Origin of the sequence: Mycobacterium sp. 663a-19 (genome assembly GCF_035616495.1) — a bacterium.
In the GTDB taxonomy this organism is placed as follows: Bacteria; Actinomycetota; Actinomycetes; order Mycobacteriales; family Mycobacteriaceae; genus Mycobacterium.
Genome location: NZ_JAPJAV010000010.1, coordinates 191,643 through 206,547 on the forward strand (window position 1 = coordinate 191,643; position 14,905 = coordinate 206,547).

The 14,905-nt window shown below is 70.2% G+C and carries 16 protein-coding genes; 4 read left to right on the forward strand and 12 right to left on the reverse strand.

Annotated features, from left to right (window positions below):
- Nucleotides 1-65 precede the first annotated feature (65 nt).
- Complete coding sequence (gene rpsO, locus OQ968_RS18870) at nucleotides 66-335, reverse strand: 30S ribosomal protein S15 (protein ID WP_324680613.1); 270 nt, start codon at nucleotides 333-335, stop codon at nucleotides 66-68.
- Nucleotides 336-440: 105 nt separating this feature from the next.
- On the reverse strand, nucleotides 441-1,415 hold the full coding sequence (locus tag OQ968_RS18875; protein WP_324680615.1) for a bifunctional riboflavin kinase/FAD synthetase: 975 nt from the start codon (nucleotides 1,413-1,415) through the stop codon (nucleotides 441-443).
- Nucleotides 1,416-1,462: 47 nt separating this feature from the next.
- Between OQ968_RS18875 and mntR the strand changes: the two genes are divergently transcribed.
- Complete coding sequence (gene mntR / locus OQ968_RS18880; RefSeq protein ID WP_324680617.1) at nucleotides 1,463-2,167, forward strand: manganese-binding transcriptional regulator MntR; 705 nt, start codon at nucleotides 1,463-1,465, stop codon at nucleotides 2,165-2,167.
- Nucleotides 2,168-2,277: 110 nt separating this feature from the next.
- Here the strand turns inward: mntR and OQ968_RS18885 are convergent, their stop codons facing one another.
- The 5 genes from OQ968_RS18885 to OQ968_RS18905 are packed head-to-tail and all read right to left on the reverse strand — an operon-like array spanning nucleotide 2,278 to nucleotide 7,245.
- Nucleotides 2,278-3,507, reverse strand: coding sequence for an acyl-CoA dehydrogenase family protein (locus OQ968_RS18885; RefSeq protein WP_324680619.1), 1,230 nt, complete (start codon nucleotides 3,505-3,507; stop codon nucleotides 2,278-2,280).
- Nucleotides 3,508-3,514: 7 nt separating this feature from the next.
- Nucleotides 3,515-4,705: a lipid-transfer protein gene (locus OQ968_RS18890; RefSeq protein WP_324680621.1), complete on the reverse strand. Its 1,191-nt coding sequence runs from the start codon at nucleotides 4,703-4,705 to the stop codon at nucleotides 3,515-3,517.
- A 22-nt stretch (nucleotides 4,706-4,727) separates the two neighbouring features.
- Nucleotides 4,728-5,606, reverse strand: a complete 879-nt coding sequence (gene truB, locus OQ968_RS18895; RefSeq protein WP_324680623.1) for a tRNA pseudouridine(55) synthase TruB — start codon at nucleotides 5,604-5,606, stop codon at nucleotides 4,728-4,730.
- Nucleotides 5,603-6,283, reverse strand: a complete 681-nt coding sequence (locus OQ968_RS18900; protein WP_324680625.1) for a 4'-phosphopantetheinyl transferase — start codon at nucleotides 6,281-6,283, stop codon at nucleotides 5,603-5,605. Before OQ968_RS18900 ends, truB begins: the two co-directional genes overlap by 4 nt.
- Nucleotides 6,280-7,245: a metallophosphoesterase gene (locus OQ968_RS18905; RefSeq protein ID WP_324680627.1), complete on the reverse strand. Its 966-nt coding sequence runs from the start codon at nucleotides 7,243-7,245 to the stop codon at nucleotides 6,280-6,282. Before OQ968_RS18905 ends, OQ968_RS18900 begins: the two co-directional genes overlap by 4 nt.
- 149 nt (nucleotides 7,246-7,394) lie before the next feature.
- Between OQ968_RS18905 and OQ968_RS18910 the strand changes: the two genes are divergently transcribed.
- Both OQ968_RS18910 and OQ968_RS18915 read left to right on the forward strand, forming a co-directional pair.
- Nucleotides 7,395-7,988, forward strand: a complete 594-nt coding sequence (locus OQ968_RS18910; RefSeq protein WP_324680630.1) for a DUF3558 domain-containing protein — start codon at nucleotides 7,395-7,397, stop codon at nucleotides 7,986-7,988.
- 50 nt (nucleotides 7,989-8,038) lie between these two features.
- Nucleotides 8,039-9,745 (forward strand): CocE/NonD family hydrolase, encoded by a 1,707-nt coding sequence (locus tag OQ968_RS18915; protein ID WP_324680632.1) that lies wholly within the window; start codon nucleotides 8,039-8,041, stop codon nucleotides 9,743-9,745.
- Here the strand turns inward: OQ968_RS18915 and OQ968_RS18920 are convergent.
- Both OQ968_RS18920 and OQ968_RS18925 read right to left on the reverse strand, forming a co-directional pair.
- Nucleotides 9,704-10,264: a DUF1802 family protein gene (locus tag OQ968_RS18920; RefSeq protein WP_324680634.1), complete on the reverse strand. Its 561-nt coding sequence runs from the start codon at nucleotides 10,262-10,264 to the stop codon at nucleotides 9,704-9,706. The genes OQ968_RS18915 and OQ968_RS18920 overlap by 42 nt on opposite strands.
- Before the next feature lie 19 nt (nucleotides 10,265-10,283).
- Complete coding sequence (locus OQ968_RS18925) at nucleotides 10,284-10,550, reverse strand: DUF2277 family protein (protein WP_324680636.1); 267 nt, start codon at nucleotides 10,548-10,550, stop codon at nucleotides 10,284-10,286.
- 44 nt (nucleotides 10,551-10,594) lie between these two features.
- On the opposite strand from OQ968_RS18925, the gene OQ968_RS18930 reads away from it, so the two are divergent.
- Complete coding sequence (locus OQ968_RS18930) at nucleotides 10,595-11,344, forward strand: enoyl-CoA hydratase (RefSeq protein WP_324680638.1); 750 nt, start codon at nucleotides 10,595-10,597, stop codon at nucleotides 11,342-11,344.
- A gap of 7 nt (nucleotides 11,345-11,351) precedes the next feature.
- Here OQ968_RS18930 and OQ968_RS18935 read toward each other — a convergent pair whose 3' ends face one another.
- From OQ968_RS18935 to infB, 3 genes are all read right to left on the reverse strand, one after another.
- Nucleotides 11,352-12,362, reverse strand: coding sequence for a bifunctional oligoribonuclease/PAP phosphatase NrnA (locus tag OQ968_RS18935; RefSeq protein WP_324680640.1), 1,011 nt, complete (start codon nucleotides 12,360-12,362; stop codon nucleotides 11,352-11,354).
- Nucleotides 12,337-12,810 (reverse strand): 30S ribosome-binding factor RbfA, encoded by a 474-nt coding sequence (rbfA, locus tag OQ968_RS18940; protein ID WP_324680642.1) that lies wholly within the window; start codon nucleotides 12,808-12,810, stop codon nucleotides 12,337-12,339. The genes OQ968_RS18935 and rbfA overlap by 26 nt, the downstream gene beginning before the upstream one ends.
- A gap of 12 nt (nucleotides 12,811-12,822) precedes the next feature.
- Nucleotides 12,823-14,905, reverse strand: a 2,083-nt coding sequence (infB, locus tag OQ968_RS18945) for a translation initiation factor IF-2 (protein ID WP_324680644.1), incomplete at its 5' end; no start/stop codon positions are given.

Consider the following 14,905-nt stretch of genomic DNA (forward strand, 5'->3'; position numbering starts at 1 on the left):
GCACCGTTTGCCCGGGCCGGGTGGGCCCAGAACGCTCTCACTCTACACGGGCGGATTCGCCCGGGTCAGCGCCGCAGACCCAGCCGCTCGATCAGCGAGCGGTACCGCTCGACGTCGATCTGGGAGATGTACTTGATCAGCCGCCGCCGGCGCCCGACCAGCAGCAGCAACCCCCGCCGCGAGTGGTGATCGTGCTTGTGCACCTTGAGGTGCTCGGTCAGGTCCGCGATCCGCCTGGTCAGCAGCGCGATCTGCGCCTCCGGGGACCCGGTGTCGGTGTCGTGCAGGCCGTACTGGCTGAGGATTTCCTTTTTCTGCTCGGCTGTAAGCGCCACGAAGCTACTCCATCAATTGGTCCGCGATCATCGAGGTATCAAGGCGCGGCCACCGCGAACCGCAGCGCGCGCCGATGTCGTCCGGCAGTTTAGCAGCCCGGCCGGTCAGCCCGCCGAGAGCAGCGCGCGCGCCCGCTCGGTGTCGTTGTCCATCGCGGCGATGAGGTCGCCCACCGAGTCGAACTTGCGCTGCCCGCGGATGCGCGCGACGAAGTCCAGGGCCACGTGCTGCCCGTACAGGTCGGCGGTGGTGTCGAGGACGAACGCCTCGACCGTGCGGGTGCGGCCGGAGAAGGTCGGGTTGGTGCCGACGGACACCGCGGCCTCATACCGCTCGCCGGGGACGACGGTGCCGGTCACCGGCCCGGGCCCGAGCACGGTGAACCAGGCGGCGTACACGCCGTCGGCCGGGATGGCCGAATACATCGGCGGCGCCACGTTCGCGGTGGGAAAGCCCAGCTCCGCGCCGCGGCCGTGGCCGCGGACCACCACGCCCTCGACGCGGTGCGGGCGGCCCAGCGCCTCGGTGGCCGCGACCATGTCGCCGGCGTCCACGCAGGACCGGACGTAAGTGGAGGAGACCGTGACGGTTTCGTTGCTGTGGTGCTCGGACAGCAGCGACATCGACTCGACCGCGAAGCCGAATCGCGCGCCGGCCTTGCGCAGGGTGTCGACGTTGCCCGTGGCCTTCCTGCCGAAGGTGAAGTTCTCCCCCACCACGACCTCCACCACGTGCAGGTGTTCCACCAGCAGCTCGTGGACGTAGCGCTCCGGGGTGAGCTTCATGAAGTCGGTCGTGAACGGCATGACCAGGAAGACGTCGATGCCCAGCTCCTCGACGAGCTCCGCGCGGCGGGTCAGCGTGGTCAGCTGCGCGGGGTGGCTGCCGGGATAGACCACTTCCATCGGGTGCGGGTCGAACGTCATCAACACGGAAGGAACGTTGCGGGTGCGGGCGGCCTTCACGGCGTGCGCGATGAGCTCGGCATGGCCGCGGTGCACACCATCGAAGACCCCGATGGTGACCACGCATCTGCCCCAGTCCGTGGGGATCTCGTCCTGGCCCCGCCACCGCTGCACGACCGCAAGCCTACGGCGTCGCAGGTTCACGCCTAAACTTTCTGCTTGTGAGGGCTGACGACGAGCCTGGCGGTCTCACCGCGGTTGGCCAGGACTATCTGAAGGTCATCTGGAATGCCCAGGAGTGGTCGCCGGCGGGGGCCCCGCAGCGGGTCAGCACCAAGATGCTGGCCGAGAAGATCGGGGTGTCCGCCAGCACGGCGTCGGAGTCGATCCGCAAGCTGGCCGAGCAGGGCCTGGTGGACCACGAGAAGTACGGGGCGGTGACCCTGACCGAGGCGGGCCGGCGGGCGGCGCTGGAGATGGTCCGCCGCCACCGGCTGCTGGAGACCTTCCTGGTCAACGAGCTCGGCTACGGCTGGGACGAGGTGCACGACGAGGCGGAGGTGCTCGAGCACGCGGTGTCGGACCGGCTGGTGGCCCGCATCGACGCCAAGCTGGGATTCCCGCGGCGCGACCCGCACGGCGACCCGATCCCCGCCTCCGACGGGCAGGTCCCGACGCCCCCCGCCCGGCAGCTGTGGGCGTGCGGCGACGGCGACACCGGGACGGTGGCCCGCATCTCCGACTCCGATCCGGAGATGCTGCGCTACTTCGACAGCGTCGGGATCAGCCTCGACTCCCGGGTGCGGGTGCTGACCCGCCGCGAATTCGCCGGCATGATCTCGGTGGCGATCGAATGCGCCGATGGCGCCGAGGCCACCGTCGACCTGGGCAGCCCGGCGGCCCGCGCGATCTGGGTGACGGCCTGACGGTCCTTCGCCGAGCGTGAAACTGCTGCGAGATTTCGGCGGCGGATTCGCAACAGCTTCACTTTCGGCGATACGGCGATACGCCGATACGGCGCTACGGCGTTGAAGCCCTACTCGGCCAGCAGGCCCTTGGCGATGTGGGTGACCTGAACCTCGTTGCTGCCGGCGTAGATCATCAGCGACTTGGCGTCGCGGGCCAGCTGCTCCACCCGGTACTCGGCCATGTAGCCGTTGCCGCCGAACAGCTGCACGGCCTCCATCGCGACGTCGGTGGCGGCCTCCGACGAGTACAGCTTGATCGCCGACGCCTCGGCCAGCGTCAGCGGTTTACCGGCCCGCTGCCGCTCGATCACCTGGAACACCATGTTCTGCACGTTCATCCGGGCGATCTCCATCTTGGCCAGCTTGAGCTGGATCAACTGGAACTGCCCGATGTTGCGGCCCCACAGCGTCCGGCTCTTGGCGTAATCCACGCACAGCCGGTGGCATTCGTTGATGATGCCCAGCGCCATCATCGCGATCCCGATCCGCTCGGCGGCGAAGTTGGCGCGGGCGCTGTCGCGGCCGTCACCGTGCTGTTCGCTCTCGCCGAGCAGCCGGTCGGGGCTCAGCCGCACGTTGTCGAAGAACAGCTCGCCCGTCGGCGAGGACATCATGCCCATCTTCTTGAACGGCTTGCCCTGCGTCAGGCCCGGCATGCCCGCGTCGAGCACGAAGACGACCACCGGCCGGTTCCGCTTGTCGACGGAGGCGTCACCCTCGTCGAGCTTGGCGTAGACCACCAGGACGTCGGCGTAGGGCCCGTTGGTGATGAACGTCTTCTGCCCGTTGAGGATGTAATCCTGGCCGTCGCGCTTGACGTGAGTCTTCATGCCCCCGAACGCGTCCGAGCCGGAGTCCGGCTCGGTGATCGCCCACGCCGCGATCTTTTTCAGCGTCATCAGATCGGGCAGCCAGCGTTCCTTCTGGGCCAGCGTGCCGCGGCTGGCGATGGTCGCCGCGCCCAGGCCGATGCTGACCGACGCGGTGCTCAGCAGCCCGATGCTGACGCCGGCGATCTCGGAGACCAGCACCGCCATCATCGACGCCTGCGCGCCGCCGCCGAAACCGCCTGAGCCGCCACCGCTTTCGCGGTTCCCCGCACGCTCGGAGTCCAGCATCTTCTGGACGGCCTCGGCGGCCATGACGTCGAGGCCGAACTGGCTGAACAGCTTGCGGGCGATCGGATAGGGCGACAGCGCGCCCGTCTCCAGCTCGTCGAGGTGCGGGCGGATCTCCTTGTCGATGAACTGGCGGACGGCGTCCCGCACCATCAGGTCGGTGTCGGACCACTCGATCATGGCGCCCTTAGCGTTCGGCGCGCTGGTAGGCGGTGACGACGGCGGCGCCGCCCAGCCCGATGTTGTGTTGCAAAGCGGCGCTGACGTTGTCGACCTGACGCTTGTCCGCGGTGCCGCGCAGCTGCCAGGTCAGCTCGGCGCACTGCGCCAGACCGGTCGCGCCCAGTGGGTGCCCCTTGGAGATCAGGCCGCCGGACGGGTTGACCACCCAGCGCCCGCCGTAGGTGGTGTCGCCGTTGTCGATGAGCTTGGGCGCCTCACCCGGGCCGCACAGGCCGAGGGCCTCGTAGAGTAGCAGCTCGTTGGCCGAGAAGCAGTCGTGCAGCTCGATCACCTGGAAGTCGGTGGGGCCGAGCCCGCTCTGGTCGTAAACCTGTTGCGCCGCTTGCACATTCATGTCGTAGCCGATGAGGTTCTTGGCGCTGCCATCGAAGGTCGAGGCGAAGTCCGTCGTCATCGCCTGCCCGACGATCTCCACCGCCTGGCCGGCCAGCCCGTGGCTGTCGACGAAGCGCTCCGAGGCCACGATGGCCGCGCCCGAACCGTCCGACGTGGGCGAGCACTGCAGCTTGGTCAGCGGGTCGGAGATCATCCGGGCCGCCAGGATGTCGTCGAGCGTGTAGGACTCCTGGAACTGCGCAAAGGGATTGTTCACCGAGTGCTTGTGGTTCTTGTAGCCGATCTTGGCGAAGTGCTCGGCGGTGGTGCCGTACTGCCGCATGTGCTCGCGGCCGGCGGCGCCGAACATCCACGGCGCGACGGGCATCGCGAACTCGTCGATCTCGGCCATCGCCTTGACGTGCTTGCCCATCGGCGACTCGCGGTCCTGCGCGCCGCCGCTCAGCGCGCCCGGCTGCATCTTCTCGAAGCCCAGCGCGATCACGCAGTCGGCGATGCCGCCGCGGATGGCCTGAGCCGCCAGGAAGAGCGCCGTCGACCCCGTCGAGCAGTTGTTGTTGACGTTGACGATCGGGATGCCGGTCATGCCCAGCTCGTACAGCGCCCGCTGCCCCGACGTCGAGTCGCCGGCGACGTAGCCGACGTAGCCCTGCTGCACCTCGCCGTAGTCGATGCCGGCGTCGGCCAGCGCGTTTGTCCCCGACTCCCGCGCCATGTCCGGGTAGTCCCAGCCCTCGCGGCGGCCCGGCTTCTCGAACTTCGTCATGCCGACGCCGACGACGTAAACCTTGTTTGTCATTGCCCTAGCGTACGGCGGGTGTCTACAGCGTCGCGGGCCGGATAACGACCACCGGTTTGGTCCGCGAGCCCTCGTCGCGCAGCAGCGCCATCACCCGGCCGTCCGGGTCGGTGGCCGCGTAGACGCCATCGATGCCGGCCGGCGTCAGCGACCGGCCGTGGCCGGTGGCCTCGGCCTCCGCGGCGGTCAGCTCGCGGCGCTTAAACATCAGCAGGCACGCCTCGTCCAGCGTGAAGCTCAGCCGGGGCCGCTCGGCCAGGTCGTCGAGCGAGCGCGCCTGTCCCACCGCGAACCGGCCAACCCGGGTGCGCCGCAACGACGTCAGGTGCCCGCCGACGCCCAGCGCGGCGCCCAGGTCGCGGGCCAGCGCGCGGATGTAGGTTCCCGACGAGCAGTCGACCTCGACGTCGACGTCGACGACCCGATCGTGGGACCGGACGTCGCACACCTCGAACCGGTCGATGCGCACCGGCCGGGCCTCGAGTTGCACGTCGCGGCCCTCACGCGCCAACCGGTAGGCGCGCCGCCCGCCGACCTTGATCGCGCTGACGGTCGACGGCACCTGCCGGATCTCGCCGCGCAGCCCCGCGACCCCGGCCTCGATCGCCTCGCGCGTCACGCGCTCGGCCGAAACAGATTGCAGCACTTCGCCTTCCGCGTCGTCGGTGGTGGTGGTCTGGCCGAGGCGGACGGTGGCGGCATACGACTTCGACGCCGCCGTCAGCAGGCCGAGGATCTTGGTGGCGCGCTCGACCCCGATCACCAGCACGCCGGTGGCCATCGGGTCCAGCGTCCCCGCGTGTCCCACCCGGCGGGTGGAGAAGATCCGGCGGCACCGCCCCACGACGTCGTGACTGGTCAACCCGGCGGGCTTGTCGACGACGACAATGCCCGCGCTCATAGCACGATCGCGGTCAGCACCAGCCCGCGATCGACCGACCAGCGCCCCCGCAGCACGGTCAGCGGCGGACCCGACAGCGCGGCGGGATCGATCAGGATCTTGGAGACGAACACCCCGCCGCTTCCCCGGGTGGCCGGATCGACATCGAACACCACGTGGGCGTCCTCGAAACCCAGCCAGCGCTCGGTCAACGGGAACCAGGCCTTATACGTTGCCTCCTTGGCGCAGAACAGGATTCGGTCCCAATGCAAGCCCTCGGGCAGGGCTGCGAGCTCGTGGCGCTCCTCTTCGAGGGTGATCGCGTCCAGCACGCCGTCGGGCAGCACGTCGTGCGGTTCGGCGTCGAGGCCCACCGAACGCACCGGGCCGCTGCGCCCCACCACCGCGCCGCGATAGCCCGTGCAGTGCGTGAGGCTGCCGACCACGCCGTCGGGCCAGCACGGTTGTCCCTTGTCCCCCTTGAGGATCGGCGCCGGCGGCACGCCGAGCTGATCCAGCGCCATCCGCGCGCAGTGGCGCACGGTGACGAACTCGTTGCGCCGCTTGGCGACCGAGCGGGCGATCAGCGGCTCCTCCTCGGGAAGCGGGGACAGGCCGGGCGGGTCGGTGTAGACCTCCGAATACGCCAGGTCCCCGGACGCCGGCAGCACCGACGACACCAGTGTGTGCGCCGTCATCGTGACTGCCGCTGCCGCAACCGTTCCCGGAACTGTGCGGCCTGCCTGCGCATCTCGGGGGTGATCACGAAATGGCCGCCGAAGTCGTTGAGGTAGCCCGGCGCGTATTGCGGGTCGGGCAGCACCTGCCGCAGCCACGTGTAGGGCTTGCGGCGCCGCCACTCCCGCGGGTATCCCACCGACACCTCCTCGAAGCGCACCTCGTCGTGCCAGGTGGTCCGCGGGATGTGCAGGTGGCCGTAGACCGAGCAGACGGCGTTGTAGCGGGTGTGCCAGTCGGCGGTCTTGGTGGTGCCGCACCACAGCGAGAACTCCGGGTAGAACAGCGCGTCGCAGGGCTCGCGCACCAGCGGGAAGTGGTTGACCAGCACGGTCGGCGTCATCCAGTCCAGCTGTTCGAGGCGGTCGCGGGTGACCTCGAGCCGCTCCCGGCACCAGGCTTCGCGGGTGGGGTAGGGCTCCGGCGACAGCAGGAACTCGTCGGTGGCCACCACGTTGCGCTCCCGCGCGATGGCCAGCCCCTCGGCTTTGCTCATCGCCCCCTCCGGCAAGAAGGTGTAGTCGTAGAGCAGGAACATCGGCACGATGGTGGCCGGGCCGCCGCGCTCGGTCCACACCGGGAACGGATGCTCGGGCGTGACGACGCCCATCTCGTCGCACATGTTGACCAGGTAGTCGTAGCGGGCCTTCCCGAAGACCTGCACGGGATCGCGGTTGGTGGTCCACAGCTCGTGGTTGCCCGGCACCCAGATCACCTTGGCGAACCGCCGTCGCAGCAGGTCAAGCGCCCAGCGGATCTCGTCGGTGCGTTCGGCGACGTCGCCGGCGACGATCAGCCAATCCTCCGGCGACGACGGGTGCAGCGACTCGGTGACCGGCTTGTTGCCGATGTGCCCGGTGTGCAGGTCGGAGACCGCCCACAGGGTTGGCTGTCCCCCGTTGCTCGACTGCTGACTCGCCACGACAGACCAGCCTAACGACCCGGCGCGACGAGCCGGTTCCGGCCGGGCCCTTGCCCGGGGGGATTAGAACATGTTCTCGTTTCACTGTGACGGTGCTGACTCGACTTGTACACTCCCGGCAAGGGCCCGCCGAGGCGTCAGGGGGTGTCGTGTTCACCAGGGTACGTCTGATCGGGGCGGTGGCTGCGCTGATCGCGGCGGCGTTGGGGGGCACGGTGGGCTGGCAGGGCGGCCCGCCCGCGCCGGCCGCGCGCAAGGCCGTCGAGCTGCGATCGACCGCCGCGCCGCTGGAGACCCCGGAGACCACGATGAAGAGCCCGATCGTGGCGACCACCGACCCGCGCCCGTTCGACGCGTGCGAGGACATCCCGTTCGACGTCGTGCAGCGGCTCGGGTTGGCATTCACCCCGCCCGAACACGAGGACGGGCTGCGCTGCCACTTCGACGCGGGCAACTACCAGGTGGCCGTCGAGCCCATCATCTGGCGCAAGTACGAGGAGTCGCTGCCGCCGGACGCCCTGGAGACCACGATCGCCGGGCACCGCGCCGCCACGTACTGGGTCCTCAAGCCGACCTATCACAACAGCTACTGGTACTTCTCCTGCATGGTCGCGTTCAAGACCAGCTACGGCGTGCTGCAGCAGGCGCTGTACTACTCGACGATCTACTCCAACCCCGAGGTCGACTGCCCGTCCACCAACCTGCAGCGGGCCAACGACCTGGCGCCGTACTACAAGTTCTAGCCCGAGCGTCCACGTCAAAGGGCAACCGTGGCCGGTCGGCCTTTAGCCTGATGGTCGTGACGGCAACACCCCTGAAGACATCCCTGGGACGACTCGGCGACAACGCCCTTGGCCGAGCGTTGGGTCTGCCGCGGGCGACCACCGAGTACACCGTGCATCGGGTCGGGGTCCCGATGCGCGACGGGGTCCACCTGGTGGCCGACCACTACGCGCCGACCACCCCGGCACCCGCCGGCACCGTGCTGGTCCGCGGCCCCTACGGGCGGGGATTTCCTTTCTCGCTGGTCTTCGCCAGGCTGTATGCTGCCCGCGGCTACCACGTGGTGTTGCAGAGCGTGCGCGGGACGTTCGGGTCCGGCGGGCGGTTCGAGCCGATGGTCAACGAGTCCGCCGACGGCGCCGACACCGTCGGGTGGCTGCGCGAGCAGCCCTGGTTCACCGGCCGGTTCGCGACGATCGGGATCTCGTATCTGGGATTCACGCAGTGGGCGCTGCTGGCATCCGATCCGCCGCCGGAACTGGCCGCGGCCGTCATCACCGCGGGCCCGCACGATTTCCTGGCCTCCGTGTGGGGCACCGGTTCGTTCGCGGTCAACGACTTTTTGGCCTGGAGCGACCTGGTGGCCCGGCAGGAGGGTCCCAGGCGAATCTCGACGGCAGTCCCGCAACTGCTGGGTCCCCGCAAGGTCGCCGACGCGGCGGCCGGAATACCGATGGGCGCCGCGGCCCGGGCCCTGCTCGGCGACGGTGCGCCCTGGTTCGAATCGTGGGCCCGCCCTCCCGAACACGACGAATCGTTCTGGGAGGCACTGCGGTTCGGCGAGGCGCTCGATCGCGTGCAGGTGCCGGTGCTCCTGCTGGGTGGCTGGCAGGACATCTTCCTGCGGCAGACCCTGCAGCAGTACACGCATCTGCGCCGCCGGCGCGTCGACACCGCCCTCACGATCGGCCCCTGGACGCACACCCAGCTGCTCACCAAGGGATTGGCCGCCTGCGCACGAGAATCGCTGGACTGGCTGGACGCCCACCTGGGTGACGGCACGCCGAGCCGCCCCAGCCGCGTCCGCGTCTGCGTCACCGGCCACGGGTGGCACAACCTGAACGACTGGCCGCCCAAGACCACCGAGCACGCGCTGTACCTGCGGCCCGGGCGGTATCTGGACGAGGTCGCGCCGACCGGCCTGGCCGGCGTGGCACCGGCGACGTTTCGCTACGACCCCGCCGACCCGACGCCCACCACCGGTGGCCCGCTGCTCTCCCTGAACGGTGGCTACCGCGACGACAGCCGGCTCGCGCTGCGCGACGACGTGCTCGCCTTCACCGGCGCGACCCTCACCCGCGACCTGTGCGTGTACGGCAGCCCCGTCGTCGAGCTCGTGCATGCCGCGGACAATCCGCATGTCGACCTGTTCGTCCGGGTGAGCGAGGTCGACGCCAAGGGCCGCTCCCGAAATGTCAGCGACGGCTACCGGCGGCTGGGGGCCGCCACCCAGACGGTTAGAGGGCCGGTGCGCATCGAGCTCGACGGGATCGCCCACCGTTTCCGGGCCGGCTCGCGCATCCGCCTGCTGATCGCCGGCAGCTGGTTTCCCCGCTACGCACGCAATCTCGGCACGGGTGAACCGATTCTGACGGGCCGGCAGTCGAAGCCGGCCACCCACACCGTGCGCTACGGGCGCTCCCGGCTGCTGCTTCCCGTCGGCCCGCCCGACCCGTCAGCCGACGGCGTCGCGGACCCGGACGGCGACCTCGGCTAGCTCCACTTCGCCATGGACGGGCGCCGCCAGGTCCGGCCGCACCGGCAGCTGCACCCAGCTCTTGCAGCCCGCGTACTCGGGGGTGCGGGTGATTCGCACCGGCTCGGCCAACGGGATCACGGAGACCACCAACACGGCCAGTTTGTGCTTGGGCCGGAAGTCGAGCCGATCGGCCCGCACCGACTCGGGTGTCCAGATGTGCAGATCCTCGATTGCCGCCAGGCCGTCGGGCCGGTTGACCTCTTGCGCGGCAACAACTTTCGCGGCGGCCCGGATCAACAGGTGCTCGTCGGTGCTGTCGGCGGCCGCCGGTGGCAGCAGGTCGCGATGCTCGGGCCGGACGCGCTGCGCGTGGCTGTGCGCGACCGTCGGAAACAGCAGGAACTCGTGGGCCGCCACCTCGAACCGCTTCTCGTTGATGCCGCCCTTGCGCAACAGCACCCGCTGGCGGCCGTCCAGCAGCGCGTGCACGACCGCGCTCCACTCCTTGAGCGCGGGTGCGGTTGCCGTCAAGGTCAATTCACCGCCATTTCGCCGGTCATTTCGCCGCCAGCCGGGCCACCACCTCGGGCCGGCGCAGCGGCGGGACGGTCTTAGGCGGCTGGCGCCGGGGCGGCAGGGCGGTGAGCAAGCGCGTCGTCGTCTCGGTGACCTCGGCCACCGCGGCCTCGAATGCCTCGGCGTTGGCCGCCGACGGGCGGGTGATGCCGCTGACCTTGCGGACGTACTGGCGCGCGGCCGCCGCGATCTCCTCGGCCGTGGCCGCGGGCTGCAAGCCCCGCAGTTCGGTGATGTTCCGGCACATGCCCTCAACGATAGCCGTGGGCCGCGGGCCTCTACGGTGTTGTCATGACCGACGACATCCTGCTGATCGGCACCGACGAGCGGGTGCGCACCCTGACGCTGAACCGGCCGCAATCCCGCAACGCGCTGTCCTCGGCGTTGCGAGACCGGTTCTTCGGCGCCCTGGCCGACGCGGAGGCCGACGACGACGTCGACGTCGTCATCCTCACCGGCGCCGATCCGGTGTTCTGCGCCGGGCTGGATCTCAAGGAGCTGGGCAGCGAGTCGGCGCTGCCGGACATCTCGCCGCGCTGGCCGCCGATGACCAAGCCGGTCATCGGCGCCGTCAACGGCGCCGCGGTCACCGGCGGCCTGGAGCTGGTCCTGTACTGCGACATCGTGATCGCCTCGGAGCGGGCGCGTTTCGCCGACACCCACGCCCGGGTGGGGCTGCTGCCCACCTGGGGGTTGAGCGTGCGATTACCGCAGAAGGTGGGCGTCGGCCTGGCCCGGCGGATGAGCCTGACCGGGGACTACCTGTCGGCCGCCGACGCGCTGCGGGCCGGGCTGGTGACCGAGGTGGTGCCGCACGAGAAGTTGCCGGCCGCCGCCCGCGGGGTGGCGGCCAGCATCGTCGGCAACAACCAGGACGCGGTGCGGGCGTTGCTGGCGTCCTACCACCGGATCGACGAGTCGCAAACCAGCGAGGGGCTGTGGCTGGAGGCCATGGCGGCCCGCCAATTCCGGACCAGCGGTGCCGACATCGCCGCCAACCGCGAGGCCGTGCTGCAACGCGGACGCTCCCAGGTCCGCTGAAGAACGATCAGCCGAGCGCGGCGCGCAGTGACGCGACGGCGTCGTCGATCGACCCGTTGATCGAATAGCCGGCGGCCAGCTTGTGGCCACCGCCGCCGAACACCGACGCGACCGCCGCCAGATCCACGTCGGACTTGGCCCGCATGGACACCGACCAGTGCTGCGGGTCGACCTCCTTGAACACGGCGGCCACCTCGGCCTGCTGCGTGGTGCGCACGATGTCGACGATGCTCTCGACTTCCTCCGGGCGCGAATTGACCCATTCGGAGTTTTCGACGACCGCGTAGACCAGGCCGCGGCCGCCCGCCGCGTCGGGCACCAGCTGCGCCGAGCCCAGCACCCGCGACAGCAGCGGCAGCCACGCGAACGGATGGGTGTCCATCAGCGCCCGGCTGATCGCGGCGTTGTTCACGCCGGCGTCCACCAGCCGGGCCGCCAGCCGCAGCGCCCGGGCGCTGGCCCAGCGGAACGACCCGGTGTCGGTCGTCAGCCCCGCGTAGATGCAGTGCGCGACATCGGTGTCGATCGGCTTGCCCCACGCGTCGAGAAGCTCGGCGACCAACAGCGTGGTGGAGTCCGCCGTCGGGTCGACGAAGTTGGCGGTGCCGAACATGTCGTTGGAGGCGTGGTGGTCGATCACCAGCAGGTGGTGGTCCGGGCCGGCCAGGTCGATCAGGGCACCGAGCCGCTTGGCGCTCGGAACATCAACGGTCACAACAAGATCCACGTCGCAGCGGATCTCGTCGGGGCCGACCAGCAGGTGGCACCCGGGCAGCGACCGCAGCGACTCCGGCAACGCCTCCGGCGCGGCGAAACTGACCTCGACGGCCTTGCCGCACCTGTCCAGGACCGTGGCCAGCGCCAGCCCGGCGCCGATGGTGTCGGCGTCGGGGTGGACGTGGCAGATCACCGCGATCGTCGTCGCCGCCGACAGCAACTCGGCGGCGCCGGCGGCGTCGACCCGTGCCCCCGCGATCGGGGCGGCGGGCGGCTCAGTCTTCGCGTTGATCGTCGTCACCGGTGTCCTTAGCGTCGGGCCCGCTATCACGGTACGGATCGGCCTCCCCCGCCGGCTTGGCGCCCACCCGAACCCGCGCCAGATCGGCGTCCGCCGCGCGGGCACGGGCCAGCAACTCGTCCATCCGCCGCACGTGGTCGGACGTCGTGTCCCGGGTGAACGTCAGCGTGGGGGTGAAGCGCACCCCGGTGCCCGCGCCGACCCGGGTGCGCAGCGTGCCCTTGGCCCGCTCCAGCGCGGCCGCCGCGGCACCGTAATCCGGCTCGTCGTCCAGCGTTCGCCCCATCACCGTGTAGAACACCGTCGCGTCGTGCAGGTCCGCCGTTACCTTCGTGTCGACGATGGTCACCCCGTCCAGCCCGGGATCCTTGATCTCGAACTCGATCGCCGAGGCGACGATCGTGTTGATCCGCTTGGCCAGCCGGCGCGCCCGAGCGGGGTCAGCCATGCCGGCCGCCCATCAGGTGCGCTCCTTTTGGACCAGCTCGTAGGTCTCGATGACGTCGCCTTCCTTGATGTCGTTGTAGCCCAACGTCATACCGCACTCGAAGCCCTCGCGGACCTCGGTCACGTCGTCCTTCTCCCGCCGCAGCGAGGTCACCGTGAGGTTGTCGGCGACGACGATGTTGTCGCGCAACAGCCGGGCCTTGGCGTTGCGGCGCACGATGCCGGAGGTGATCATGCAGCCGGCGATGATGCCGACCTTCGAGGACCGGAAGATCGCGCGGATCTCGGCGCGCCCCAGCTCGTTCTCCTCGTAGATCGGCTTGAGCATGCCGCGCAGGGCCTTCTCGATCTCGTCGATCGCCTGGTAGATCACCGAGTAGTAGCGGATGTCCACGCCCTCGCGGTTGGCCAGCTCCGTCGCCTTGCCCTCGGCGCGCACGTTGAAGCCGATGATCACCGCGTCCGAGGCCGACGCCAGGTTGACGTTGGTCTCGGTGATGCCGCCGACGCCGCGGTCGATGACCCGCAGCGCGACCTCGTCGTCGACCTGGATGCCCATCAGGGCCTCCTCCAGCGCCTCGACCGTACCGGCGTTGTCGCCCTTGAGGATCAGGTTCAGCTGGCTGGTTTCCTTCAGCGCCGAGTCCAGGTCCTCCAGGCTGATCCGCTTGCGGCTGCGGGCCGCCAGCGCGTTGCGCTTGCGGGCGCTGCGCCGGTCGGCGATCTGGCGGGCGATGCGGTCCTCGTCGACGACCAGGAAGTTGTCGCCGGCCCCGGGCACCGACGTGAAGCCGATGACCTGCACCGGCCGCGACGGCAGCGCCTCCTCGACGTCCTCGCCGTGCTCGTCGACCATGCGGCGCACCCGCCCGTAGGCGTCGCCCGCGACCACCGAGTCGCCGACGCGCAGCGTCCCGCGCTGCACCAAAACCGTTGCGACGGGCCCGCGTCCGCGGTCCAGGTGCGCCTCGATCGCCACACCCTGGGCCTCCATGTCGGGGTTGGCCCGCAGGTCCAGGGCGGCGTCCGCGGTCAGCAGCACCGCCTCCTCCAGCGCCTCGATGTTGGTGCCGACCTTCGCCGAGATGTCAACGAACATCGTGTCGCCGCCGAATTCCTCTGGCACCAAACCGTATTCGGTGAGCTGCCCGCGGATCTTGGCCGGGTCGGCGCCCTCCTTGTCGATCTTGTTCACCGCCACCACGATCGGCACGTCGGCGGCCTGCGCGTGGTTGATGGCCTCCACCGTCTGCGGCATCACGCCGTCGTCGGCGGCGACCACCAGGATCGCGATGTCGGTGGCCTTGGCGCCGCGGGCACGCATGGCGGTGAACGCCTCGTGGCCCGGGGTGTCGATGAAGGTGATCAGCCGCTCGCTGCCGTCGAGGTCGACGGACACCTGGTAGGCGCCGATGTGCTGGGTGATGCCGCCGGCCTCGGCCTCGCGGACGTTGGCCTTGCGGATGGTGTCCAGCAGCCGGGTCTTACCGTGGTCGACGTGGCCCATCACGGTCACCACCGGCGGACGGGTCTGCAGGTCCTCCTCGGTGCCCTCGTCCTCGCCGTAGGTGAGGTCGAACGACTCGAGCAGCTCGCGGTCCTCGTCCTCGGGGGACACGACCTGGACGTTGTAGTTCATCTCACTGCCCAGCAGCTCGAGCGTCTCGTCGCCGACCGACTGGGTGGCCGTCACCATCTCGCCGAGGTTGAACAGCGCCTGCACCAGCGCGGCCGGGTTGGCGTCGATCTTCTCGGCGAAGTCGGACAGCGACGCCCCGCGCGCCAGCCGGATCGTCTCGCCGTTGCCGTGCGGCAACCGCACACCGCCGACGACCGGCGCCTGCATCGAGTCGTATTCCTGGCGCTTCTGCCGCTTGGACTTGCGGCCGCGCCGGGGCGCACCGCCGGGACGGCCGAACGCGCCCGCGGCGCCGCCGCGCTGTCCGGGACGGCCGCCGCCACCGGGACGGCCGCGAAAACCACCGGGCGCGGCGCCCACGCCGCCCCCGCCGCCGCCGCGGTAGTTACCGCCGCCGCCGTCGGAGCGGCCGCCACCGGGCCCACCGGGCCGGCCGCCCCCGGGCCGGGGCCCACCG